Genomic DNA, 24,696 nt, shown 5'->3' on the forward strand with positions numbered 1-24,696 from the left:
CTCCTGAGCTTGTTTTTTTTGTTGCAACAGGTGATTCGGGTTGGGGCCTTCACGCGCTTCTGCGCAAGTCGTAGGCCTCCAGTTCATGGCGCAGCGGCAGCCCTTCCATGTCGCCCCGCGACTGCACGGCACGGCTGCCGCACCAGTTGCCGCGCGCTACCGCCTCGGCTACCGGACGGCCCTCCAGTAGCGCGCTGAGCACACCGACGGCAAAGGCATCACCTGCACCGACGGTGTCCACCACGCGGCTGACTGGCACGGGGGCTACCTGCCCTTCGCCCTTGGCGCTGCGGAAGTAGGCGCCAGCGTCGCCCAGCTTGATCACCACCAATTCCACCCCTTGGTCCAGGTAGAACGCGGCGATATCGGCCGGCGTGTGCTGACCGGTCAGCAACCGCCCCTCCTCCAACCCCGGTAAAACCCAGTTGGCCTTGGCCGCCAGGGCATTGATTTCTCGCACCATGCTGCTTTGATCGGGCCACAGCGAGGGGCGCAGGTTGGGGTCGAACGATATGCTGCGCCCGGCTGCGCGCATTGCGTCCAGCAGCGCGTGGGACAGCGCCCGCGAGCTGTCCGACAGCGCCAGCGGAATACCGGTAGCGTGCACGTGGCGAGCCTGCAGCCAAACGGGGCTCACCATCGCAGGTGACAGCCTGCTGGCCGCCGAACCGCGGCGAAAGTACTCCACTGCCGGGTCACTGCCATCATCGCTGCGGGCCTTGAGCTGAAAACCCGTCGGGTAGTTGGCATCCACCTCGACGCCGGAACAGTCCAGGCCTTCGCAGCGCAAGCTGTCGAGCACGAAACGGCCCAACGAATCGTCACCTACCCGGCTCAGCCAGCGCACCTTGAAACCCAGCCGCGCCAGGCCGATCGCCACGTTGCTGTCGGCACCGGCGATGCGTTTGCCGAACTGGCCGACACCGGCCAGATCGCCGGCTTGCTCGGCGACGAACATGGCCATGGTTTCGCCGAAACACAGCACGTCATGTTCATGCATGGTCCAGCTCCTGCGCAGCGCCCAGTGCAGAAAGGTGACGCACCTGGGCCCGGGTCAGCGCCAGCAGGTCTTCGCCCACTAGGGGGTACTCGACGGCGCGCACCACGCCCGGCGCGAACTCGGCCATCAGTGCTGCCCACGCTTGCAGGTCCGCTGCTTGCGGCGGTATGGCAACCAGACGGCCATCGGCCCGGCGCTGCACAGCCTTGCAATGCACATAGCGCACCCAACGGCCTAGCTGTCTTGCAGCTTGCGGCGCAGGCTCGCCCTGCCACTGCCAGTTACCGATATCGAACGTCATGCCCAGGCGCAGCCCAAGCGGGTCGACACGCTGGAAAAACTGCAGCATCGGTTCGATCCTGCCACCTTGTGCGGTCTGATCGTTTTCCACCAGCAACAGAGGCCCCTGCGCAGGCAGCAGCGACGCCAGGGCCGTCACATCGCAGTGCTCATCGAAGTGTCCCAAGGAAACCTTCAGCGCCACCGCGCCAAGCGCCCGGGCAATTTCCAGCTTCTGCACCAGCAGCGGGTCGGGCACGCCTTGCGCGGTCCACAGTTCAAGGGGGGTGGAGTACAGGCATTCCAGGCGCAGCGCGGCAATGACCCTGCCCAGCGCAGCTGCGTCCGGTGCACTGGTGAACAATTCTTCGCGCAATTCGACGCGACTGACGCCAGCGGCTGCCAGCAGGTCCAGAAACTGCTCCTGGCCACGTTGGCGCACAAAATCGGCACCGTAGCTGGAGAGACTGATGGAAACGGGGTTCGCTTGCATTGTTCTTGTCCTTATGAAACCGGTTTCATTTTTGATCAACAGCAGGCACAAGCCTGCCGTTTTCTTACTGGGGTTGGGTTGAACCGCGGATGATCAGGTTGGCCTTGAAGTCGATGCGCCGGGCTGCGCCGCTGTCGCCGCGCAAGCGACCGAGCAGGCTTTCGAATGCCGCCACGCCGATACGCTCGGTGGGCTGGGCCAGTGCGGTGATGCCTTTGCCGACCAAGGGGTACCAGTCGAGGTCGTCGAGGGCGATCAGCCCGACATCGGCAACCAGGTTGCGCCCGGCCTCGAGCAGCGCCCGGGTCACCGCCAAGGTGGCAACGCCGTTGAAGGTGAAGATGGCTTGCGGACCATGACCACTGTGGGCAAGAAACGAAGCCAATTGGCCCTGCAGCCCGGTGCCGATTTCCAGTACCTGCTGACGCATGCCTGGCCGACGGCTGATCGACGCGCCGAATGCCTGCACCCGCTCCAGGCGAGAACTGGTGCCATCGAGGGGTTCGCTGACCGCCAGGATGTCGCGGTAGCCCTGGGCTTGCAGGTGGTCAAGGGCCTGCTCGACTGCGTCAGCATTGTCCAGGCCGACAAGGTCCACATTCAACTCGGGCAATTGGCGGTCGACCAGCACCATGGGGATGTCACGCTGCAGGTTGAGCAGTTCGCCGGGGTGGTGACCAAGCGTGTTCACGATCAACCCTTCGACGTTGTAACTCTGCAGGGCCACCAGGTGGTGACGCTCCTGCTCGTCGTCACGGTTGGTGTTGCACACCACCAGGCTGTAACCATGCTGACGGCAGGCGGTTTCCACGCCGTGCATCACGGCCACTGAATAGGGGTTGAGGATATCGGCCACCAGCATGCCGATCAGTCGCGTCTGGCCGCGCTTGAGGCCGCGAGCCATCTGGTTGGGGCGATAGCCGAGGCGTTCGATGACCTCTTCCAGCCGCTTGGCCGTGGCTTCGGCCAGCAATTGGCGGTCGCCACCGATGTAACGGGAGACGGTGGCTTTGGAAACGCCAGCAACACGCGCCACTTCGCTGATGGTGACCCGTTCGCGGGTATGGGCAGGCGCGTCGGTCATGGGTTTTCCTTATGATTGTTTTAATAGTGATGAAACCGGTTTCAATACAGCAAAAATGCGCGGATTCGTCAACAGGCCGTTGGTCGGGCACGAAGACAGGGAATGTTAAATCGCATTAAGAATATTGCATAGATCATTGATATTAATAAATTTAGATCTACGGGATCGGGGTTAGGGATGGCACAGGCTTCGCCCGTGTTCGCGGGTAAATCCGCTCCTACGGGCGAGGGCGCAGAAAAACACGTCAGCGAAGCGACTTCACATCACCGGCGGTGACGGCACTGCCCTGGTTCCCCCAGCTGCTGCGAATGAAATTCACCACCTCGGCAACCTCCTGGTCACTCAGACGCCAGCCGAAAGCCGGCATGGTGAAGTTCGACGGCGCAGTGTGCGTTGCCGGTACCGTGCCACCGGCGAGCACCACATGGATCAGCGACGTGGCATCCGCAGTCTGCACCACCGGGTTGCCGGCCAAAGCCGGGAACACGCGGGTGTAGCCCTGCCCGTCGGTGCGGTGGCAGGCCGCGCAGTTGTCGATGTACACCGCCGCCCCAGGCTTGCTGTCGTCACCCTTCCATAGCGCATCCGCGACCTGCTTGTCGTAAACATGCGGCTGGTCATTCGGATTACTCGGCGGCAGGGTTTTCAGGTAGCGGGCGATAGCGGTCAGGTCGGCATCACTCATGTGCTGCATGCTGTGCTCGACCACATCGCTCATGCCGCCGAACACGGCGCTGCGATCACTGCGCCCAGTCTTGAGAAACTGCACCAACTGCGCTTCGCTCCAGCTGCCCAGGCCGTCTTTGTGATCACCACGCAGGTTCTTGGCAATCCAGCCTTCCAGCGGTGCGCTGCCGGCCAGAAACTGCTCGCCATCGGCCGCGCTCAGGGCCTTCTCCTGCATGGTCAGCGCCCGCGGCGTATGACAAGCGCCACAATGCCCAAGGCCCTCGACCAGGTACGCACCGCGGTTCACCACAGGGTCAGCTGTCGCCGATGCCTGCCAGGGCTTGGCCTCTGGTGCGAACAGGCCGCGCCAGATTGCCAGTGGCCAGCGCATGCTCAGCGGCCAGGGAATGTCAGAGGCCTTGTTCGCCTGCTCGACAGGCTCCACGCCCTTCATGAAATAGGCGTACAGCGCCTGCATGTCCTGCTCGCTGACCCGCGCATACGACGGGTATGGCATGGCCGGATAGAGCGTACTGCCATCTTTGCCAATACCCCTGCGCACGGCCTGGTCGAAGTCTTCGAAGCTGTACTGGCCAATGCCACTGGCCGCCGGGGTGATGTTGGTGGAGTACACCGTGCCAATCGGCGTTTCCATCGGCAACCCACCGGCAAAAGGCTTGCCGTCTTTGGCGGTATGGCAGGCCACGCAGTCACCGGCGCGGGCCAGGTACTCGCCCAGGCGTACCTGCGCATCGTCATTCGCTACGGCCTGTGCAGCCGCGCCGGCACCCAGCACCAGGGTGGCGATCAACAGTGTCTTCATGCTCATCGCTCCTCAAGCCTGGACCAACGGACCGGGGTTTTTCAGGTACTGCTCACGGATGGCGCGGGCCGACCAGTAGGTGAGCGCAGCCACCAGCCCGGTCGGGTTGTAACCCAGCCCCTGCGGGAACGCCGAAGCGCCCGGAACGAACACGTTGTGTACGTCCCAGCTTTGCAGGTAGCGGTTCAGTGCACTGGTCTTGGGGTCGGTGCCCATGATCGCCCCGCCGTTCAGGTGGGTGGTCTGGTAACTGGCGGTATTGAAGTGGTCCTTGACCTGCTTGCCCAGCACGGCAATGGCCTTGGGGTTCATCGCTTGGGCGATCTTGCTCAGCTTATCGACCATGAACTGGTTCATCTTGATGTCGTTTTCCTGCCAGTCGAACGTCATGCGCAGCAGCGGCTGACCGTAGGCATCGCGGTAGGTGGGGTCCAGGTCCAGGTAATTGCCACGGTAGGACTGATGGGCGCCGTGCGCGTCCATCGACACCTGGTGGGTGTAGTAGTCGGCCGTGGCTTTCTTCCAGGCACTGCCCCAGGCCGGCGTCCCCGGCGGGTTGGAGGTACCGGCAATCGGCCGGCTACCGGCCTGGTTCACCCACATTGGCGAACCGCCGACGAAGCCGTGCGGGCCATGGTCGAAGTTGTCGGCGTTGAAATCGTCGATGGCAATGCCATTGCCACCCGCGCCGATGAAGTTGTTGGTGTAGGTGTCCTTGTCGAAGAACGCCTTGACTGTCCCCATGTTCTGATAGGCGAAGTTACGCCCGACCACACCTTCGTTCTTTACCGGATCGTAAGGTTTGCCAATGCCGGAAAGCAGCATCAGACGCACGTTGTTGAACTGGAAAGCCGCCAGAATCACCAGCTCTGCCGGCTGCTCCACCTCGCGCCCCTGGGCATCGATGTAGGTCACGCCGGTGGCCTTGCGCTTGCGGTCGTCCAGGTTCACCCGCAGCACATGGGCATTGGGCCGCAACTCGAAGTTGGGCACCTGGCGCAGCGCCGGCAGGATATTCACGTTGGGCGAGGCCTTGGAGTACATGTAACACACGTAGCCGCTGCAGAAACCGCAGAAGTTGCACGGCCCCATCTGCGCCCCGTAGGGGTTGGTGTATGGCCCGGAGGTGTTGGCCGACGGCAGGTTGTAGGGTTTGTAGCCCAGGCGGGTGGCCGCCTTTTCGAACAGCCTTGCCGATACAACGTTCTTCTGCGCGGGCAGCGGGAACGGGTTGGAACGGTCCGGCGCATAGGGGTTGCCACCCTTCCCTTCACCGACCACCTGGCCTTTGACGGTCCAGGCCTGGCCCGAAGTGCCAAAGACCTTTTCGGCAAAGTCAAAATAGGGCTCCAGCTCTTCGTAACTGACACCGAAGTCCTGGATAGTCATGCCTTCGGGAATGAACGTGCGCCCGTAGCGCTCTTCATAGTGGCTGCGCAGGCGCAACTCGACGGGGTCGACCCGGAAGTGCACACCCGACCAGTGCAGGCCCGCGCCCCCCACGCCCTTGCCCGGCAGGAATGCGCCCAGCTGGCGATTGGGCAATGCCACATCATTCACGCTATGGCGGACAGTGACGGTTTCTTTCGATACATCGACGAACAGCTTCTTGCGCACGCTGTAGGTCAGCTCATCGATCACCTGCGGGTAGCTGCCTTCGGGGTAGGTATCCTGCATCGGCCCCCGCTCCAGGGCTACCACGTGCAGCCCGGCCTCGGTCAGCTCTTTGGCCATGATCGCACCGGCCCAGCCGAAGCCGACGATCACCGCATCCACTTTGTTCAACACAGTCGCCATGCCTCAGGCCCTCTCACCACGGATCGATACAGCCGGGAACGGGTAAGGCTCATTGCGCTCGACCCAGTCCATGAAATCGGCGCGGGCGCCGGGGAAGCCGATCTGGGTCCAGCCGACCATGCCTTTGTTGCCGCCATGAATCGGGTCGCAGAAGAACCCTTCGCGCGTGTTTTGCACCAGCAGGCTGAAGAACACCTTGGCCGGAATGGTTTCGAAAACCAGCTCTCCTGCCTCCAACTTGCTGAGAATGCGGTCCCGGGTAGCGCTATCTTGCTCAGCAAAAACCTGTCCGCCATTGGCCTTGCACCAGCCGTCCACGGCAGCGATGCCCAGGCGGTAGATTTGTTGCGGGCTGAGCTGCAGCTGGTAGCCCAGCTCGGGCGGGGCGTCGGCGTTGAAGGGCCCTTGCATGTACCACTGCGCACCAGTCGCGTAGGGGGTGTTCATTTGCCGGTCGATAAATTCGGCGGCGCCAGCTTCCAGTGCCCCTGGGCCAAGCTCATCGGCCGGGATGATGCGCGACACGGCGGCTTGTACAAAAGCCCATTCTTCGGCGTTGAAGAATGTCGGTTGATAATTGCCCGCAGGCGGCGTGGCCGGCACTTTCGGTTGCTGATGCGGTTGCGGGGCCGCAAGCAGCTGGCTGGCGCCCACGCCAAGCCCTGTACTGGCCACTGTAACGACAGGGATCAGGGTCAAGGTCTTGCGCAGAAAATCCCTGCGCGGGTTGTCTGGGGCATGCTCAGGCATTGCGAATCCTCATCGGCTGTGGGGGTGGCCTTGATAAGCGCCATCTGATTTTCAATAAAGAGGTGATCTTGATAGGCCATCAAGAAGACAGCCGAATAATCTAGCGCGTTCAGACAGGTTTTGAAACCGGTTTCATTTTTACCCTCTCACCCGGCTTGACCTCCACCGCACGCCCATCAGCGCAAGGCTTTTTTCACACCCACCTCACCCTCTGCCGACATTCCACTGCCTACAGTGCCGACGCTCTTGCATGGAGCAGACTGACTGGAGTGGCAAACATGCTGCACGACGTGATCGACGACTCCCCCGCTTCACGGCTTGGGCCAATATACCGATGGCCTTGGGGCACAGCGCAATGGGTGGTGTTGTGCCTGCTGCTCTTGCTCGACGTAGCGGCAGCCTGGGCTCAGCAGCGCGCGGCCATCCCCAACCTGGGCAATCCCCATCACCTGCAGCACAGTGGGCTGTATACCGATTGGGCGAAAGGCTCGGTGATTGTCGTATTGCGCCATGCCGAACGCTGCGACCGCTCCAGTGAGGCGTGCCTGAATGACCCCAGCGGCATCACCGTCGCGGGCAGGCAGGCGGCCACCGATGTAGGCCTCGGGTTGCAACACCTTGGCCTGGGCGCAGTTGATGTCTGGACCAGCCCAGAGGTGCGAACCCGGCAGACCGCACAAGCCATGTTCGGTAAAACCATTGCCACACAAGACTGGCTTAATCAGTGTGACGGCCACTTTGCCGAAAATGCCTTTGCCCTCAAGCGAAAAGGCCACAACCTCGTGCTGGTCAGCCACAGCGGCTGCATGGAGCAACTGGAGCAGGCACTCAAAGCGCCTTCTAGCGCAACAGCGAACAGCTATGCCAGCGCCCTGTTCATCACGCGTGGCAACGATGGCAAGACGAAGGTGCTGGGCCAAATGGCGGCCAGTGAATGGCACACACTCATTGATGCCAAGGAACTCTGAACATGCCCTCCCGCGCCACCTTCTACCGCAACAACCTGCTGCTGCCGCTATTGCTGGCCGCCATTGTGTTCATGGCCTTCGACCTCACAGACTTCGATCGCTGGATCAGCAACCTGCTGCTTGACCCGGCCACTGGCCAGTTCCCGCTGCTGCACAACCCGTTATTCGAGAAAGTCACTCACAAATGGCCACGCATCCTGCCGGACTGGACCGGTGAACTGGCCGTCATAGGCAGCTTGCTGTCGTTCATCTGGCCGCGCTTGGCCAACCGCCCCCAACTGGGCCTTGCCCGGGCGCTGGAAAAGGTCCGTATTGCACCGGTGCTGCGCTTTACCACCCAACACCGACGCGACCTGTTGTTCGTGGTGGTAGCGTTCGCGCTGAGCACCACCGTGATTCACTACCTGAAAAGCCATACCAGCGTGTATTGCCCTGTGGAAACCACGCTGTATGGCGGTTCGCAGCCCCGGGTCGAATGGTTCGAAAACTTCTCTTTATGGAGCAAACCCGGCGATGGCCGTTGCTGGCCGGGTGGCCATGCATCCAGCGGGTTTACGCTGTTGGCGCTGTACTTCGTGGCCCTGCGCCATCGGTGGGCACATGCTCGCAAGTTGTTGGTGGCCATTCTGCTGATCGGGTTCGTGTACGGCACTACCCGAGTATTACAGGGCTGGCACTATATGTCTCATACGTTCTGGGCCGGGATCTTTGTCTGGCTTACAACCTGGGCAACAGCATTGCTCTTCTATGGACGCATCGCGCTGCAGGCGGCTGAACTCAGCCCAGTCCTATCTGATGCTGCGCCGCAGCACTTGCAGACGTGGCCAGAACAGTCATGAGAAAAATCAGCCCTCTATAAAACATCACTCATTTTTTGACAGAAATAATTAGACAACAACTTCCAAAGAAACTTCCTACAATGCTTTAGGAAGTTTCAATCTCCCACAAAAATTGATTCCTAGTTACTCTTCAGGCTTTCGCAACTGCTAATGCCCGACCGCATGGACGCGGGGGGCCACCGCGAGTGTTGAGCTGCCAAGAGACGAGGATCAAGGATGCCCAAAGAGTCCGACCGCACTGGCAAACCAGTGCCCACCCCCCAAAAGCCAATCCTGCTCGAAGACATAAACGAAACCTCATCGCCTCCTGACGGCGCGGGTCCTGAATATGCAACCGATCTACCCGGCTACCCGGCCGATCCAGACTTTCAGCTACGCGGCGGCTACGACAACCTCATGCTCGACGCGGCAAGCCAGCTGTTCGGCCTGGTCATTCGCCTGCGCACGCTGGATGACCTGCCCAACATCCAGTTCGTGCACAAGACCGTGCAAACACAGGTCAGTACTATTCGCGAAGAAATGCGACAGCACGGCTATTGCGCGGTCCATCAGGAAGTCTATTCCTACGCCCTGTGCCTGCACCTGGACGAGGCCGTGATGACCCGCCCCTGGGGCCAGAACTCGTGCTGGAGCCACGAACCGCTGCTGAGCATCTTCCACGATGAAACCCAGGGCGGCGAAAAGATCTTCGTGCTGCTCGAGCGCATCATGCAATCGCCAAAGGAATTCCAGGATGTGCTGGAGTTCCTGTACTTCTGCTTTTGCCTGGGCCTGCAAGGCAAATACGCCCTTGACCCCAAGGGTGATGAAATCCTCAGCGCGCTGATCAGTCGGATGCACAAGGTCATTCGCCAACTGCGTGGCCCCACGCCGCAAACAGTGAGCGACCCCTATAGCAACGTCGTCCATTGCCCCCACCGTATGCGCCGCTGGCAGTGGCCCTGGTGGACCCCGCTGGTCATTTCGGTCATCGCCATGGTCTGCGCGTACAGCTACTACAGCTACCGCCTCGACCTGCTAACCGCCGAAGTCCTCGAATCGCTCAACGCCATTCTGCAGCAGTAAAGGGGGACGCCACATGCCCAGCCAATCCGATTTGCGCTTCACTTTCCAGCCGCTGGTTGGCCGAAGCGAGTTTGAGGTGGTGTCGTTCGAACTGGACGAAGCCATCAGCTCACCGTTCCAGCTGCAGCTGGAGCTGATCAGTTTCGAAGACGATGTCGACTTCGGCCAGCTCCTCGACAAACCGGTGCTGTTCACCCTCTGGCAGGGTGAGCGCCCGTTGCGCTACGTGCACGGCCTGATCAGCACCTTCAGCCAAGGGGAAACAGGCTTCCATCGCACCCGTTACCGGGCACTGGTCGAGCCCATGCTGGCCCGCGCCGGGCTGCGCTCGAACTGGCGCATCTTCCAGCAGAAAACCGTGCCGCAGATTCTCGAGATCATGCTCAAACGCCAAGGCGTGAATGCCTACGAGCTGAAGTGTCTCGACCCGCATCAGGTGCGCGAATTTTGCGTGCAGGCCGGTGAAACAGACCTCGACTTCATGGCCCGCCTGGCCGCCGAGGAAGGCATTGTCTACCGCTTCGAACACACGCCGAAACAGCACTTGCTGGTCATCACTGACCGGCTGCTGGCGCTGGGCCAGATCAGCCGGGGGGCCATCAAGACCGATGATGAGGATGAAGGGTTTCACAATGACGACGTGGGCCCCGATCAGGTGCTGTACCGATCCGTTGGAGGCGGCGATCAGGCCAGGCCTTGCCTGCGGCGCTTGCGTTACAGCGAACAGGTGCGAACAGCGCGGCAGGTGCAACGGGACTACACCTTCACTCATCCGCAATACCGTCAGGAACACCAGGCGTACGACAATAGCAACACCCATCAATCGCTGAACTATGAGCGCTTCGACTACCCCGGCCGATACAAGCGTGATGCGGTTGGGGTTCCGTTCACTGCCACCCGCCTTACGGCCCTGCGCCATGATGCGCGCATTGCCGAAGTGGAAGGCGACGATGTGCGCCTGCAACCGGGGCTGAGCTTCACCCTCATCGAGCACCCGCGTGAAGACCTCAACGTGCACTGGCGCACGGTCAGCGTGCATCACGAAGGCACCCAGTTCACCAGCCTGCAGGAAGAGGCCGCCGGCTCGCAGCAAGGCACCCGCTACAAACAGGAAGCATTGCTGGTTCCCGGCAGGGCCGAATGGCGCCCGGCCCCCCTGCCCAAGCCACGCATTGACGGCCCGCACATGGCGACGGTGGTCGGGCCCAAGGGCGAGGAAATCTATTGCGACCAATGGGGCCGCGTGAAAGTGAGCTTTCCTTGGGACCGGGAAAGCGAAAACAACGAGTTCAGCTCCTGCTGGGTGCGCGTGTCGCAAGGTTGGGCGGGGGGCAGCTGGGGTTCGATGGCCATCCCGCGCATCGGCCAGGATGTGATCATCCAGTACGTCAACGCCGACCCGGACCAGCCGATGATCACCGGGCGCACCTATTGCGGTAACCAGTTGCCGCCCTATGACCTGCCCGAGCACAAGACGCGCATGACCATCAAGAGCCAGACCCATAAAGGCGAAGGCTTCAACGAGCTGCGCTTCGAGGATGAACTGGGTCGGCAGGAGGTGTTCATTCATGCCGAGCGGGACCAGAACAACATCGTCAAGCACGACGAAACCACACGCGTGGGTAACGACCGTACCGAACGCGTCGAACGAGACGAGACGATTTCGATCGGTCAGGACCGTCGCGAAGACATCGCCCGTGACGAATCTGTTGGCATCGGCCAGAACCGGGTACACGAAATCGGCAACGACGACAGCCTGAGCATCGGCCGCAACCACAGGATCACCACAGGCAAGGATCGAATCGAACAGGTAGGGAACCACCGGCAGGACATCACCAAGGCAAACCACACAGTAGAAATCGGCGGCCACCTCGAACAGGTCGTTGCCGGTCACAGCACGTTGCAAACGGGCGAAGCCATCCGGCACACCACCAAGGTTTATGACATCCAGGTCAGCGAAAGCCTGACGATCCGCAGCCCCGCGGGGCTTCTGAGAGTCGACGGCGCCGGTATCACGCTGGACGGCCTGGCGCTGGCCTTCAAAGGGCCTGTCAGCCAGCAGGCTACGGGTAGCAATCGCGTCACTTCAACGTCTGGCGTACCGGCGCCGGGCGAACCCATTTGCCTCAGCTGCCTGCTCAAAGCGATCGCCGACGGCCACACCATCATTCGCATGGAAGGAGCAAGCTGATGCCCAGCCCATTTGTCAGAGCAATGGTCGATGTGCTGCGGGCATCCGATCACTATCGCCTCAGCGCCATCGTGGAAATGGCCAACTTGACACCCGAGGTGCAGGAACAACTGACCGGGCACTACACGGGCCGCTGCTGGCCACTGCTGCAGCAAGCCCAGTTCAGCAACCTGCGGACAGCAGGCCCTTGGTTGTTCGGTTCGCGCCTCGGTTCCGATGTCTCGGCCCAGTACGACTTCCAATGGCAACTTGAACAAGGTGCTGCTGGCGCCGTGTGCGGCTGGATAGTCAGCGCGCTTCCCGCTGCCCGGCTCGCCGGACACCTGAGCCACGCCAACATCGTCACGGGCACGGACGGCCACTCGTACCTGTTGCGCTTCCACACCGCCGCGGCTCTGCTAGTGCTGGACAGGCACCGTGAGCTGCCTGGGGTTAGCGAATGGCTGGCTCCCATCCATCACTGGTGGGCCCCCGTGGCACACCCGAGCAAGCGGTTGTGGATGCAGATATCCGGCGGTAATCAGCCTCAATCCACGCACTGTCCGCCAATCACGTTGAACGAAGCGTGTTGGGCCGAACTGGCGGGTGACCCGCTGAGCTATCAACTTGCCGAGTTGCTCAAGAACGAGCAGTCCTGCCCGACCTTGCACGCTGCCTGCAACGGCACACGGGTTGGCTTGATTCAGCACTATCTGGATCAGGCGCGCGCGCAAGGCCTGGGGCGTGAAGAAGACCTTATCAGCTATGTGCTGATGCTGGCTCGCGGTGGCGAACAGCTCAGTAGCTCGCCAGCCTGGCAGGAGGCGATTGCCGCCACGCGCGAGCAGCAGACATCCCTGATGGACAACGTGCAGCGCTGCCTGCGCACCAAGGACTGAGGCACAACACAACCATGGACTCACTCAGCGAAACCCTCGAACTGTGCAGGCGCATCACCTCCGGCTACCGCCCTGCCCTGCGCAACAGCCCCGTCGCCGACTGCACCCGCCGCTTCGAACTGCTGCCCCTGCGCTACGCCGCCGTCGGCGGCAACCCGGCACAACGTGCCCGCCTGCCCAAATTGCCGGGCTATCTCAGCCCGTTCCAGGAGGTCGGCGAGCTGACCCACTCCAGCTACGCCATCCGCCCTTTGCGTGAGGGCTTTCTCTACCTGCTGATCAAGCGCCATAGCGCACCGGCCTACGAATGGCACAGCCAGTACCGCGTGGCGCCCAATGGCTCGCTGCTGTACATCAGCAGCGACGCCCCCTGGGCGCCTGCCCCCAGCGCCGGCAATCTGGATGAGATCCTTCGCGGTTTCGGCTGGACCATCACCCTCTACGACCTGGATGACATCCAGGAGCTGCGCCCATTGTTCAGCCCTTCCCCGCTGACCCCGCGCATGCTCGACAACTACCGCCTGCTCGACGAGGAATACCGCAGCAGCCTGCCCACGATCGATATCGCCCGCTTCATCCAGCCTTCCGACGCCCCGCCACAGCCCCACGTCCTCAAGCATGACCAACTGAACTGGGTGGCCGACTTCAAGGCCCAAAACGATGCAGACCTGCAGGCACTGCTGGACCTGCAGCCGTTCAACAACGACCAGATCGTCTCGCCGCACGCATCACGCCAAGCGCTGGCACCGCTGGTGAACCACAGCAAACCCCGTGGCGCGGCCATCGTCATCGAAGACGCCATCGGGATCACCCAGGAGCTCAACGCCTGGCGCAACGCCGCTGTCGAGGATGTGAAGACCCAGTGGCTGGCGCGCACTGTGGAACCCGGGGTGGACAACGAACGCAAGCTGCTGGTCGCGCAGTCGTTCCTGGAAATCGAAAAACTCTACCCGCAGATGGTGGCCGAGCAGATCGTCAAGCGCGAAGTCATGGCCGAAAAAGTCCGCAACCAGCCCCACCTGCATCCCGAGATCTACTTGTTCTCCGAACGGGCCAATCAACAGGCCGATGCCCATGATGAACGCATGAAGCCCCACCTGGCGCAGTTCGAGCGCGAGGTCCGCAGCAAAGTCCAGGCCCGCCAGGATGCCGGCGAGTTCCGCAAGCGGTTCGACCAGAAATACGGCCACCTGGTCGACCGCCAGGCCATGCACGATCAGCTCGACGGTTTCGAGCAGGCCATGCAACACGCCCAGCAAGCCGCCGAGGACCGCGCCAAGGACCATACCCGCTAGGTGGTCAGCGAACGCTTGTTGCAGGCGCTGGACCGCTACGACAACGCCGACCTCATCAACGGCCTGGCCTTTGCCGAACAGACCGGCCAGTGCGTGATCGGCATGGAGTTGAGTGAAGGGGGTACGAAGGTGCTGGACCACTGGTGGCGCAGCGACGTAGCAGACCGGGGCAACCTGGCAATACGCGGCATCACCTACAACCAGGAGGACCTGCGGGAAGCACTGGCGGCGCTGCTGGAAGCGGCTAAAAGCGAACCACAGTCAGCGTCATCCTTCGCCCTGCCGGAAGCACTTGCCCGGCAAGCCCATGCCGCTGCCAATGCCTTTGGGCGCATCAACACCCTGTACGAACAGATGCAGGCACAGAGCAGCACGGCCAGCATCGGCCTGTATGCCTGGTACGTCGCGCTGGGGCGGCAAGTGCTGCGCACCGCGACCCCCAACAGCATGGACCGCGCGTTGCACCAGGGTTTGCGGCTGACCTTGTTCGCTTCGGTGCATGAAACGGCTGTCGATATTCGCCTGAGTGAAGCTGCACGTAGCGGGCAGCCCATTAACCCACAACGCAGTGCAGGCCAGGTATCAAGGTACCTCGACCAGGCCTGGGCTGAAGGGTTGATGCAGGCCCGTAACAGTGACTTCTACAAAGTGCGTGTCTCCGGGCTGGTGTGCCTGCTGGAGGGGATGCTGATGGCCTTCAAAGCGCGCGAACTGCCTGACAGTGATGCGCGGGTGAAGACCGAACTCCTGGCGGCCGCGATGACTACGGCTGCGGCGGGCTTTGAAGTTGGAGCCAGCTATGTGGACCAGGTGGTCGCGCGGTACGGCGCGAACAGTGTGACCGGACGAGGAGCAGCGGCCGCTTTAGGGCGTTTGAAACTATGGGGCGCTAGTTTAGCTGTGACAGGTGGTTTCGTACTCGCCTGGTGGGACTTCGCCGATGCGGCTCAGCACTTAGTATACCGCCAGCAAAACCTTACCGAACAAAGTACAAAAAAACCTAGAACACTGGCACTCGCATACGCATCGCGGGCACTGGCAACTATTACAATTTCGCTGGCGGAAGCAGGAACAGCCATTGCAATCGCAAAACCTCTTTTTGACCACCTATCTCAGAATGCCAAAACAAAACTTGTGAGAATGATGACAACATCCATGGGCGCGCTCGCCAATAAACTAGGAACACAAGCTGCTCGCCTACTGCTTGCACGTTTAGTCTTAGGTGCATTTTGGATCGGACTCATCCTGACACTCACAATCTATATTTTGGAAGATGACGCGTTAGAGAAGTGGTGCAAACGCAGCTGCTTCCGAACTCATAAAAATATTAAGCCCTATGAAGAGCAGGAAGAACTGAGCGCCCTACATTCTGCTATCAGCGAGGTTTTATAATGTATCTTATCGAATGGGGATTCTGGCAGATGGCAACTCAGCCACAAGCTGCACGTAGAACGTACGAAGCAGGGATGACACCAGCAGAGAAGCGCGCAAATAGAGATTTTTATGAAGGCGACCTGAATGAAGAAATTCACTTTTGCCAGGTAAGTGAAACACCCCTCCTACGCGGCCCTGTTTATGCATTCAATGAAACCTACATGGAAATGCGCTGTGGCGGCTCAGAAGAGAAGCGCGGCCTCATTACGCTAGTCACGATCGGCGGAGTACTGCCTGGGATAATTTTCGGAATCGGCATAGCTGTCGGTTCCATCTGGCTTGATATCACCCAACCTTATTCAATCTCCTTTATAGCAGTCTTACTTACAGCTCTCTTGGCTTCAGCTTCAGGAGCAGCATTGTATTTTTACCTGAAGTACGGCGTAAGAATCTCGCGACTGGAAATGCTGACCAGTCGGCATCTACTTATTCGCTTCAATCGAATAACTCAACAGGTCCACCTCCATCGACCCAGCTACTGTGGTGGCATCGTCACCTTCCCCTGGAAAACAACCGGCAGCACGGGCATTCGCCCAGAAGATGATTCGCTAAGCGTTGGAATACGACTCGGCCTAATCTGGCACCCCAGCCGCACCGGCTTACCCCACATGGAAATGGCCCTGCTGGGCAAACAAGGCCAAGGCGGCAGCGAACTGCGTGATGAGTGGGAATTCATCCGCCGTTACATGGAAGAAGGCCCACACGCCGTCCCCCGCCCCCGCCTGAGCACCCAGCTACCCTCACCCCTCCAGGCATTCAGCGCCCAGTTCGAAGGCCTTGGGCGTTTCTTCCGCAAAAGCAGCTGGCTGTTCAAAGTTGCGCTGCTGTTTGTCTGGCCCGCGTTCATCATCATCGGCACCGGCCACTGGCTCAGCCTGCTGCTGTGCTGGCGACCGCACTGGCCGAAGGTCATCCGCGAGGCCGGCCTGCCCGGCAAGCCAGTCCCACCCGTGACAACCCTGAGCGACTACCCACCCGCAATCCAGGCACGCCTGCTCGCCAACGCCGACCGCTGGCAGCTCAAGCCCGGCAAGCGGCCGGCGAAAAAGCCACGCAAACCGCGCAGATCCAAAGCGCAAGAGAAACCGGCTGCGCCCAACGAATGATTGTGTCTGAATTCAGAATTCGAACGTGTACCCCACGATCACCCGGTTCTCATCCGCTGCATCGGCAAAATTCGAGCGCATGCTCGCATTGCGCCAACGCAGCGACACATTCCTGAGCGCCCCCGACTGCACCACATAGGTGATATCCGTAGTCCGCTCCCATTCCCGCCCCTCTCCGCCGCCAGCGGCCAATGTCCTGCCCTTGACGCTGGCAATGCGTTGCGGGTCCACCTGATCGCCCTTTACATAACGCACGTTGAACGTCAGCCCGGGGATGCCCACGGCAGCAAAGTTGAAGTCGTAGCGCAGCATCCACGCCCGTTCGTTGGCCAAGGCAAATGTGCTGACCTGCTGTTCGCTGAACAGGTAGGTATCGGTGCCCCCCACGTAGGCATAGGCCGTATCCCCACGCACTTTCTGATAGCCGCCACTGAACGTGTGGCCCTGAACGCTGTACCCGAAGTTGGTACTGAGGGTCTGATTGTCGACTCCGCCCAGCAACGCCCGGCCCTGCTCCCTTGCATTGAACCAGCGCCACTCGGTGAACACATCCCCCGGCCCAAGGCGGGTCTTGAACTTGAAACCGGCAAAATCACGCCGGAACAGGTCTTCGAGCACACTGGTGTGAAGGCTGAGGGTCAAGTTGTTCAACGGCTGGTAATCGACACCGGCGTAGCGCAGACGATCACTGGTGACCGTCGCCAAATAGGCCCCTTGCTGCGCCATGGCGGTCAGGTCCTCATAGTCGGTGGAGTCACGCAATTTGGTGGCATTCACCTGCAGCAGGGTGAACGTAAACCGGTCCAAGTCTTTGCTCACCAGTTGCACACCGTTGAACCACTGGGGGAACAAGCGACTGCTGTTGGACGCCAGCAATGGCAGTTGCGGGCTCAGGCCCCCCGCTTTCAATTCGCTCTGCGCCAGCCTGGCCTTGAAGGTAGCCACGGCCTTGGCGTAGTCATCCGCGGCGCGTTTGTCGCTGCCTCGCGGCAACAGGCCGGAACCGCTACGGTCAGGCGATGAGTCCAGCTTGAGCCCCAGCATGCCGGCTGCGTCCAGGCCAAAGCCAACCACGCCGTCGGTATAGCCAGACTGCAAGCGCAGCATGAAGCCTTGGGCCCATTCACTGCGCCGCGATTGCGTGGCGCTGTCACCGTGAAAGTCGCGGTCGAAATAGAAATTGCGTAGTTCCAGGTTGCCACTGCCGTCATGGATAAAGGCAGCCTGGGCGGTTTGACAGGCGCAGTAAAGCGCCGAGAGCACCAGCGATGCTCGCCGAAAGATCACGATCATTGGTATGCCTTGTGCTTATTCTTGTTGTTGTTCGAAGACTCAGCGCCAATCAGCTTTTGGGGTTGCGCACGCAACGCATCACCACCAGGCATGCGACCAGGATCAGCGGCGCGATTGACAGCATGCCCATGTAGGTGCTGTCGGTAAGGTCATTGATCTTGCCCACCATCACTGGTGCAACGATGCCGCTCAGCTGTCCCACCGAGTTGATCGCGGCGGTGCCGGTGGCAATGGCCAGCCCCGAGAACGTCGACTGTGGAATGGTCCAGAAGATCGGGATAGCGATAAAGGTGCCCGCGGTGGCCAGCACCAGCGCGGTCATCATCGCGAAGGGAGAGTCGGAGAACAGGCACGCCAGCAGGTAACCGGCGGCGGCCGCCAGCAGGCAGTACACCAGATAGCGCTTGCGCTCGCCGGTGCGGTCGGAGTGACGAGTCAGCAACACCATGCCGATGCACGCTACCGCATAGGGCAATGCCGACAGCACGCCAACCCAGAGCATGTCTTGCACCCCCGAGGACTTGATTAGGTGCGGCATCCAGAAATTAAGCCCGTAGGACGCGGTTTTGACCACGTAGTAGATAAACGCCATGATCGCCACTTCACGTGTCAGCAACACCCGCCAGATCGAGCCGAGTATCGGTTTTGCGGTGCGTTTGTCCTGGGCAAGGTTCTCCGCCAGCAGGTCCTTCTCCTCGCGGCTCAACCATTTCGCCGCCTCGATATCACGGTCCAGCTTCCATAGCACCAGCAGGCCCAGCAGCACACACGGCAGCCCGGACATCAGGAACAACCAGTGCCAGCCAGCGAGGCCCAGCACGCCGTCCATTGTCCCCAGCAAAAAGCCCGCAGCCGGGCCACCCACCGCACCGGCCAGCGGCACCGCCAGGAACCACAGGCCATTCATCTTCGCCAGGTGCTTGCGGGGGAACCAGCATGCCAGATAAAACAGGATCGCCGGGCCGAAACCGGCCTCCATGACGCCGATCAGAAAGCGCAGGAAGTACAGCGTGTACTGGGTATAGGCAAATACCAGCGCAGCCGTCGCCAGGCCCCAGGACACCATGATCCGGCAGATCCAGGCCGGAGCCCCGTAGCGTTTCAGGCCAAGACTGCTGGGCACTTCGAACAGCACGTAGCCGACGAAGAACATGCTCGCGGCCAGGCCGTAGGCGGCATCGCTGAGGCCCAGTTCCTGCTGCATTTGTGTCTTCGCAAAACTGATGTTGATGCGGTCGAAGTAGGAGAACAGGAAGCAGATGATAGCCAGCGGCATGATGCGCCAGGCCACACGGCGGTATAGCAGTAGCTCATTGATGTGACTGTCGTTGCGCTCACGCGCCAGTTCGCCGGTCAAAGCAACCATGGTGAATCTCCATTCTTGTAATTATTGGAGAGCAGCGACGTCTCGAAGGGCGCCACCAGCAGGTTTTTTTAGCGAATACGGATCAGCTTTTCCTTGAAGCTCTGGCCTTTTGCGACGTACTCGGTCGCATTGCGCTGCATACTGGCGATGGCATCGGCAGTGAGCTCGCGCACTACCTTGGCAGGTGCGCCCAGAATCAACGAGTTGTCGGGAAACACCTTGCCTTCGGTGACGATGGCGCCGGCACCCACCAGGCAGTTGTTGCCGATGACCGCGCCATTGAGCACCACTGCCTGAATGCCGATCAGCGCGCCATCGCCGATGGTGCAGCCGTGCAGCATAGCCTGGTGGCCGATGGTGACACCTTGCCCCACTGTCAACGCAAAGCCGGGGTCGGCATGCAAGACAGCACCCTCCTGCACGTTGCTGTGCTGGCCGATACGGATCGCTTCGTTGTCGCCCCGTAGCACGGCCTGCGGCCATACACTGACGCCTTGTTCCAGGGTAACGTCGCCGATGACGCTGGCATCCTCGGCGATGAACGTTTCCGGGTGCAGGTTGGGCGCAAGGTTGTCATATTGGTAGATCGCCATCTCAAGTCCTCCTCACGCCGCGTCGTCTGTTTTCAGCACGCCCGCCGCACACAGCTGGGCAATGTGCGCGTCGCTGTAACCCAGTTCACGCATCACTTGGCGGGTGTGCTCACCAATCCGCGCGATCGCCCGCCGTGGCTGCAGGCGCTGGCCGTCCAGTGACAGCGGCAATAACGGCATCGGTGTGTGGCTGCCGTCTTCCAGTTGCAGCTCGGCCATGCCACCGCTCTGTAGCAGGTGGGGGTCCTCGAACAGCTCTTCAGGGCGGCGGATCGGCGCGAAAGGAATGCCGTTGGCTTCCAGCTGCACCGCCAACTGCCCGGCGTCCAGCGGCGCAAACACCTCGGCCAGGTGCGCCAGCAGCCGTGGCCGCTGCAACACGCGGTCGTTATTGCTACCAAGGGTTGGGTCATCAAGCAAAGCGGTCTGCCCCAGTACCCGGCATAACGCGTGCCACTGGCCTTCCCCTGTGGCGGCGACAAACATCTGCTCGCCACCGGCAAAAGTGAACACGTCATAGATGGCCCAGGCACTGATGCGGTTCGGCATCGGCGCTGCGGCTTCACCGGTGACCACGTACTGCTGCATATGCTGGGCAGCCAGCAGCACGCAATTCTCGTACAGGGCACTTTGCACCTCACGGCCCCTGCCGGTGCTGTGGCGCTCGTTGAGTGCAGCCAGCACGCCAATGGCGCCGAACATGCCACCCATGATGTCGTTCACCGAGCTGCCTGCGCGCAGCGGGCGCCCTACCGGCCCTGTCATGTAGGCCAGACCGGCCATCATCTGTACCACTTCATCCAGCGCCAGGCGGTTATCGTATGGCCCGCTGAGGAACCCCTTGTGCGAGGCGTAGATCAGCCCTGGATTGCGCTGGCACAGTGCGTCGTAGCCCAGACCCAGCTTTTGCATACGCCCGGGCTTGAAGTTCTCGATGAAGACGTCGGCGGTGTCGATCAGTTGCAGCACCGCCTCACGGCCCTCGGGCGTTTCAACATCGACAGCGATGCATTGTTTGTTGCGGTTGAAGGTGCGGAAAAAACCCGCCCCTGCGCCCAGCAACCGGCGCGTGCCGTCGCCGCGTACCGGCTCGATCTTGATGACTTCGGCGCCAAGGTCGCCGAGGATCATGCCGCACGTCGGGCCCATGACCATATGCGAAATCTCTACGACACGGATGCCGTCCAAGGGAAGTCTGGACATCGTGGTGCTCCTCTTACGGGCAGTTCAGGCGTGGCGGTGTGTGTTGGCGAAGTTGAGCGGCAATCCGGCCCGGGCGATGAAGCCGTAAAGTGGCTCGCCCGGTAGCGCTTCGCTTAGTACCTGCCGGGTTTCGATCAGTGCAGGTAAGTCGATGCCGGTGTCGTAGCCCATGCTTTGCAGCATGAACACCAGGTCTTCGGTCACGGTATTACCAGACGCGCCAGGGGCGAACGGGCACCCTCCCAGGCCCGCCAGGGAGGCATCCAGTTCTCCAATGCCCTGCTGCACCGCCACCAGGCTGTTGGCCAAGGCCAGGCCCCGGGTGTCATGGAAGTGCGCGGCCTTGAGACGGTCGCCTGCAATCTCCCGTACGGCCTGAAGCACCGTTGCCACCTGGCCCGGATTGGCATAGCCAGTGGTGTCTCCCAGGGAGACCAGGTCGCAACCGGCTTCGATCACCTGGCGGGTCAACGCACACAGGTCAGCCAGCGGCACCTCGCCCTGGCGGGTGCAGCCAAAGGCCACCGACATGCCGGCCACGACTTGCACCCCATGCAGGCCCATTTCAGTACGCAGCTGGCACATGCGCCCCAGTTCCTCGACCATCTCCACTGGCGTGCGGCGCACGTTGGCCAGGCTGTGCGCCGTGCTCACCGATACCGGGGCGACGATGCGGTGTGCACCCGATTCAAGTGCGTCCCTTGCGCCACGAAGGTTCGGAGCCAGCACGGTTACTTGCAGGTCCGGGTACGTGAGGGCGTGGGCCACCACTTCGCGGGCATCGGCCATCTGCGGTAGCAAGCGTGCCGACACGAACGACGCGACTTCCATATGGCGCACGCCGGCGCCGTAAGCGGCGTCGATCCAGCGGCGTTTGGCTGCTGTCGGCATGATCACTTGCAGGCTCTGCAAGCCATCGCGCAGGCCGACTTCATTGATTGTTATTGTTGTCATCGCGGTCTCTCTGTCTGAAGCGTTGCGCCAGACTAAGAGCTGGATGACGGGCAGAAAAGACGTGTTTCGCGGGCTGATCCATCGTCAGCCACGATGGATCAGCCCGCGACCTGCCAGGCCGGTGCACGCAGCAACAGGTGGTCAAGCAGGCGCCGAGCCGACAGCGAGAGCGTGTGCCGGTCGCGCATGCAGATGACGAATTCGCCAAGCGCCCAGTCGTCAGTCAGCGCAATGACCCGCAGGTCGAACAACGCCGCATAGCGGGACACGGCCTCTTGCGGAAACACCGCCAGGCCAAGGCCGAACTGCACCAGACGGTATGCCGCGTCGAACGACGACACGTACGAACGAAAATGCAGCGCCTTGCCTGACTGTTCGGCGCTTTTACGCATAAAAGCGTTCAATGTGGCAAAGGCCGAGAGCCCCAGGTGGTCGTAACCCAGGGTTTCCTCGAAGGCAATCTGGCTGCGGCCGGCCAACGGGTGGTCAGCAGCAACGACCACGGCCAGGTGATCCTGCCGATACGGTACGAAATCCAGGTCACCCACCGCCATGGATTTGCGGCAGATGCCGAGGTCTGCAGTGCCCTCGGCCACACCATGAACGACATCGGCGCTGAAGCGCTCTTCGATATCGGCCTGGATGAGTGGGTATTCCAGCATGAACGCTGACAGTTCTTCAGGCAAAAACTCCATGATCGACGATACATTGGCCAGCACCCGCACATGACCACGCGCGCCGTGGGCGTATTCGCTCAGCTCGCTGTCCAGGCGTTCCATGGCGCGGGTCATTTCCCTGGCATGGCGCAGCAGTGCAAGCCCCGCCGGGGTGGGCTCCACGCCGCGCTTGCTACGTTTGAGCAAGGCGGTGCCAAAGCGCGCCTCGATGTCTGAAATACGTTTGCTGACGGCGGACGGCGCCATGAACGCGCGCTCGCCTGCGCGGGCGATGGTGCCTTCTTCGCAGACGACGATGAACAGGTTCAGGGAAAGGTGGTCGAGGGGTTGCATCGCTTGGCTCGGCTTGGGGAAGGGACCGCCGTAGCACTGTAGCAAAAACCGCATTGGCTTCTAAAACCGGGTTTGAATTACCGGCCCCCAATCCCCAACCTTGGGGGAACGCTGCCCACCGCCAGCGGCTGGCATAAAGCCCTACTGAGAATCTGTAGCCCCTGCACCACAAGGCCTGCAAAGCATTTTTCAGGTGTTGGCACAGCTCTTGCCGATCTCCTCCCAGACGCCCCAAGTCCATGGGCCCGTTTGCAGGAGGAATTGACTCATGCACCGACCGATACCCCACCCGCTGGCAGTGGCGATTTTCGCCGGCATGCTCCAGCTTCCCGCGCAGGCCGCCTTGAACGCTGTCGATCCAGGCGCTTACGTCCCAGCCAATGGCGGCTTCCCCGCCTGGTACCAGGACAGCCACGGTCGTACCCTCGACCTGTGCCTGACCAAGGCCGTCAGCTCCCGGGTCGCCGGCGCACCTGGTGCACCCTCATACATGTGCACGCTACTGCCCACACCTGGTGTGTTCGACGATACCCAACCCATCGTCTTCCCCACCAACTTCCCTGACGAAGCGTTCTGGTTCACTGCCGACGCTGCCATCGTCGACGCTGCGCGTGGCATCGACCTCAGCTATGGCACGGCGATCGAAGCGGCATTCGCTGCCGAAGAACCTGTCGAGGGTGACCAGGTCAGCTTCGCCCGGGTCCGTATCCGGGTCGACGTACCCACCGCGGGCACCTACGTGGTCACCCACCCCTATGGTGTTGAAGTGTTCGATGTGCCCGTTGCAGGGCGCCGGGCGATCAACATGACCCGCGACATCGGCATCGCCGGCGCAGGCGACTTCACCGGCGCACTCAAGGGCGATGTCGGGCCGTTCCTGCGCAGTGTCAACGGCCCCTACACCGAAGGCAACGAGCGCTTCATCGGTGACCCGAACCTGGAAGAACGGGTAACGGGCAGCCCATTCAACACCAACTACGTGCGCATCGAAGGCCCTGGTGGCATCGACCTGCGCACCGAGCTGTTCGCTGTCTCGGGCAAGCTTTCCGAAGTGGCCCTGCCAACCCCGCTGATGCCACAACGCAGCACTTACTCACGCCATACCGAGAACGGCGACCTCATCGCCCAGCAAGACATCTTCGTGTTGGCCCCGCCGCCACCGGCAAGCGTCACCCTGACCAGTCAGACCCCCAACCTGAGCCTCACCGAGGCCAACGGCACCGGCGCCTGGTACGCCCAGTCAGCCCTCAACCCGGCGGCCGGAACCATCGTGACGCTGTCCGCTGACAACAGCGTGGCAATCCCGACCAGCAGCCTGACCACCAGCAACGTTCCCCTGACCGACCTGGTCACCATCACGCAGGCCCAGTACCGCCTGTCCACTGGCGAGCTGACCCTGGTGGCCAGCACCAGTGACGAAACAACACCTCCAGTACTTACCGCACATACCGGCAACGGCACGCTGATCGGCAACCTGGGCGGTACCGGCGCCGTGAAGACGTTGAGCATGACCCTCTCGCCCATTCCGCCGGCCAAGGTGCAGGTCACCAGCGCCAACGGTGGTAGCGACTCCGAAGACGTGGTGCTGGTGCCATGAACAGACAAA

At 61.4% G+C, this 24,696-nt stretch carries 19 protein-coding genes and 1 pseudogene; 8 read left to right on the plus strand and 12 right to left on the minus strand.

Going from position 1 to position 24,696, the window contains the following annotated elements; genetic code table 11:
• Positions 1-49 precede the first annotated feature (49 nt).
• The 6 genes from V6093_RS05060 to V6093_RS05085 form a co-directional block, all read right to left on the minus strand.
• Entirely contained in the window at positions 50-1,000 is a 951-nt protein-coding gene (locus V6093_RS05060; protein ID WP_047605230.1) for a sugar kinase, read from the minus strand.
• Positions 993-1,772 carry a sugar phosphate isomerase/epimerase gene (locus V6093_RS05065; RefSeq protein WP_179052503.1) on the minus strand — a complete coding sequence of 260 codons (780 nt, stop codon included), beginning with the start codon at positions 1,770-1,772 and terminating at the stop codon, positions 993-995. The genes V6093_RS05060 and V6093_RS05065 overlap by 8 nt, the downstream gene beginning before the upstream one ends.
• A 64-nt stretch (positions 1,773-1,836) precedes the next feature.
• The gene (gene ptxS, locus V6093_RS05070; RefSeq protein ID WP_179052502.1) at positions 1,837-2,856 is read right to left on the minus strand and encodes a transcriptional regulator PtxS; all 1,020 of its coding nucleotides are present in this window, start codon (positions 2,854-2,856) and stop codon (positions 1,837-1,839) included.
• A gap of 244 nt (positions 2,857-3,100) precedes the next feature.
• Positions 3,101-4,348: a cytochrome c gene (locus V6093_RS05075; protein WP_004574128.1), complete on the minus strand. Its 1,248-nt coding sequence runs from the start codon at positions 4,346-4,348 to the stop codon at positions 3,101-3,103.
• 12 nt (positions 4,349-4,360) lie between these two features.
• Positions 4,361-6,145, minus strand: a complete 1,785-nt coding sequence (locus V6093_RS05080; protein ID WP_004374955.1) for a GMC family oxidoreductase — start codon at positions 6,143-6,145, stop codon at positions 4,361-4,363.
• A 3-nt stretch (positions 6,146-6,148) separates the two neighbouring features.
• Positions 6,149-6,895 (minus strand): gluconate 2-dehydrogenase subunit 3 family protein, encoded by a 747-nt coding sequence (locus tag V6093_RS05085; protein ID WP_265977436.1) that lies wholly within the window; start codon positions 6,893-6,895, stop codon positions 6,149-6,151.
• A gap of 278 nt (positions 6,896-7,173) precedes the next feature.
• On the opposite strand from V6093_RS05085, the gene V6093_RS05090 reads away from it, so the two are divergent.
• The 7 genes and pseudogenes from V6093_RS05090 to V6093_RS05120 all read left to right on the plus strand — a co-directional run bounded on the left by V6093_RS05090 (position 7,174) and on the right by V6093_RS05120 (position 16,671).
• Positions 7,174-7,863, plus strand: a complete 690-nt coding sequence (locus V6093_RS05090; protein WP_014861729.1) for a histidine phosphatase family protein — start codon at positions 7,174-7,176, stop codon at positions 7,861-7,863.
• A 2-nt stretch (positions 7,864-7,865) separates the two neighbouring features.
• On the plus strand, positions 7,866-8,702 hold the full coding sequence (locus tag V6093_RS05095) for a phosphatase PAP2 family protein (protein ID WP_179052498.1): 837 nt from the start codon (positions 7,866-7,868) through the stop codon (positions 8,700-8,702).
• A 216-nt stretch (positions 8,703-8,918) separates the two neighbouring features.
• Positions 8,919-9,767 (plus strand): type IVB secretion system protein IcmH/DotU, encoded by an 849-nt coding sequence (gene icmH, locus V6093_RS05100; protein WP_265977439.1) that lies wholly within the window; start codon positions 8,919-8,921, stop codon positions 9,765-9,767.
• A 13-nt stretch (positions 9,768-9,780) separates the two neighbouring features.
• Positions 9,781-11,958: a type VI secretion system Vgr family protein gene (locus V6093_RS05105; RefSeq protein WP_144000153.1), complete on the plus strand. Its 2,178-nt coding sequence runs from the start codon at positions 9,781-9,783 to the stop codon at positions 11,956-11,958.
• A complete protein-coding gene (locus V6093_RS05110) occupies positions 11,958-12,836 on the plus strand; it encodes a DUF4123 domain-containing protein (protein ID WP_144000154.1) in 879 nt (292 codons plus the stop codon). Before V6093_RS05105 ends, V6093_RS05110 begins: the two co-directional genes overlap by 1 nt.
• A gap of 14 nt (positions 12,837-12,850) precedes the next feature.
• Positions 12,851-15,523: pseudogene (locus V6093_RS05115) on the plus strand (T6SS effector BTH_I2691 family protein).
• Positions 15,523-16,671, plus strand: a complete 1,149-nt coding sequence (locus V6093_RS05120) for a DUF6708 domain-containing protein (protein ID WP_265977446.1) — start codon at positions 15,523-15,525, stop codon at positions 16,669-16,671. The pseudogene V6093_RS05115 and the gene V6093_RS05120 overlap by 1 nt, the downstream one beginning before the upstream one ends.
• Before the next feature lie 12 nt (positions 16,672-16,683).
• Here V6093_RS05120 and V6093_RS05125 read toward each other — a convergent pair whose 3' ends face one another.
• From V6093_RS05125 to V6093_RS05150, 6 genes are all read right to left on the minus strand, one after another.
• A complete protein-coding gene (locus tag V6093_RS05125; RefSeq protein ID WP_014861743.1) occupies positions 16,684-17,964 on the minus strand; it encodes an OprD family porin in 1,281 nt (426 codons plus the stop codon).
• 49 nt (positions 17,965-18,013) lie between these two features.
• Positions 18,014-19,330, minus strand: a complete 1,317-nt coding sequence (locus V6093_RS05130) for an MFS transporter (protein WP_014756894.1) — start codon at positions 19,328-19,330, stop codon at positions 18,014-18,016.
• Between the two features lie 68 nt (positions 19,331-19,398).
• A complete protein-coding gene (locus V6093_RS05135; RefSeq protein ID WP_014861744.1) occupies positions 19,399-19,923 on the minus strand; it encodes a gamma carbonic anhydrase family protein in 525 nt (174 codons plus the stop codon).
• Positions 19,924-19,935: 12 nt separating this feature from the next.
• Entirely contained in the window at positions 19,936-21,126 is a 1,191-nt protein-coding gene (locus V6093_RS05140; RefSeq protein ID WP_088512677.1) for a CaiB/BaiF CoA-transferase family protein, read from the minus strand.
• A gap of 24 nt (positions 21,127-21,150) precedes the next feature.
• Entirely contained in the window at positions 21,151-22,080 is a 930-nt protein-coding gene (locus V6093_RS05145; protein ID WP_047605215.1) for a hydroxymethylglutaryl-CoA lyase, read from the minus strand.
• A gap of 98 nt (positions 22,081-22,178) precedes the next feature.
• On the minus strand, positions 22,179-23,090 hold the full coding sequence (locus V6093_RS05150; RefSeq protein ID WP_265977453.1) for a LysR family transcriptional regulator: 912 nt from the start codon (positions 23,088-23,090) through the stop codon (positions 22,179-22,181).
• A 268-nt stretch (positions 23,091-23,358) separates the two neighbouring features.
• On the opposite strand from V6093_RS05150, the gene V6093_RS05155 reads away from it, so the two are divergent.
• The gene (locus V6093_RS05155) at positions 23,359-24,687 is read left to right on the plus strand and encodes a hypothetical protein (protein ID WP_010954268.1); all 1,329 of its coding nucleotides are present in this window, start codon (positions 23,359-23,361) and stop codon (positions 24,685-24,687) included.
• Positions 24,688-24,696 lie beyond the last annotated feature (9 nt).

The organism is Pseudomonas putida group bacterium ESBL64 (genome assembly GCF_045277175.1).
GTDB classification, from domain to species: domain Bacteria; phylum Pseudomonadota; class Gammaproteobacteria; order Pseudomonadales; family Pseudomonadaceae; genus Aquipseudomonas; species Aquipseudomonas alloputida.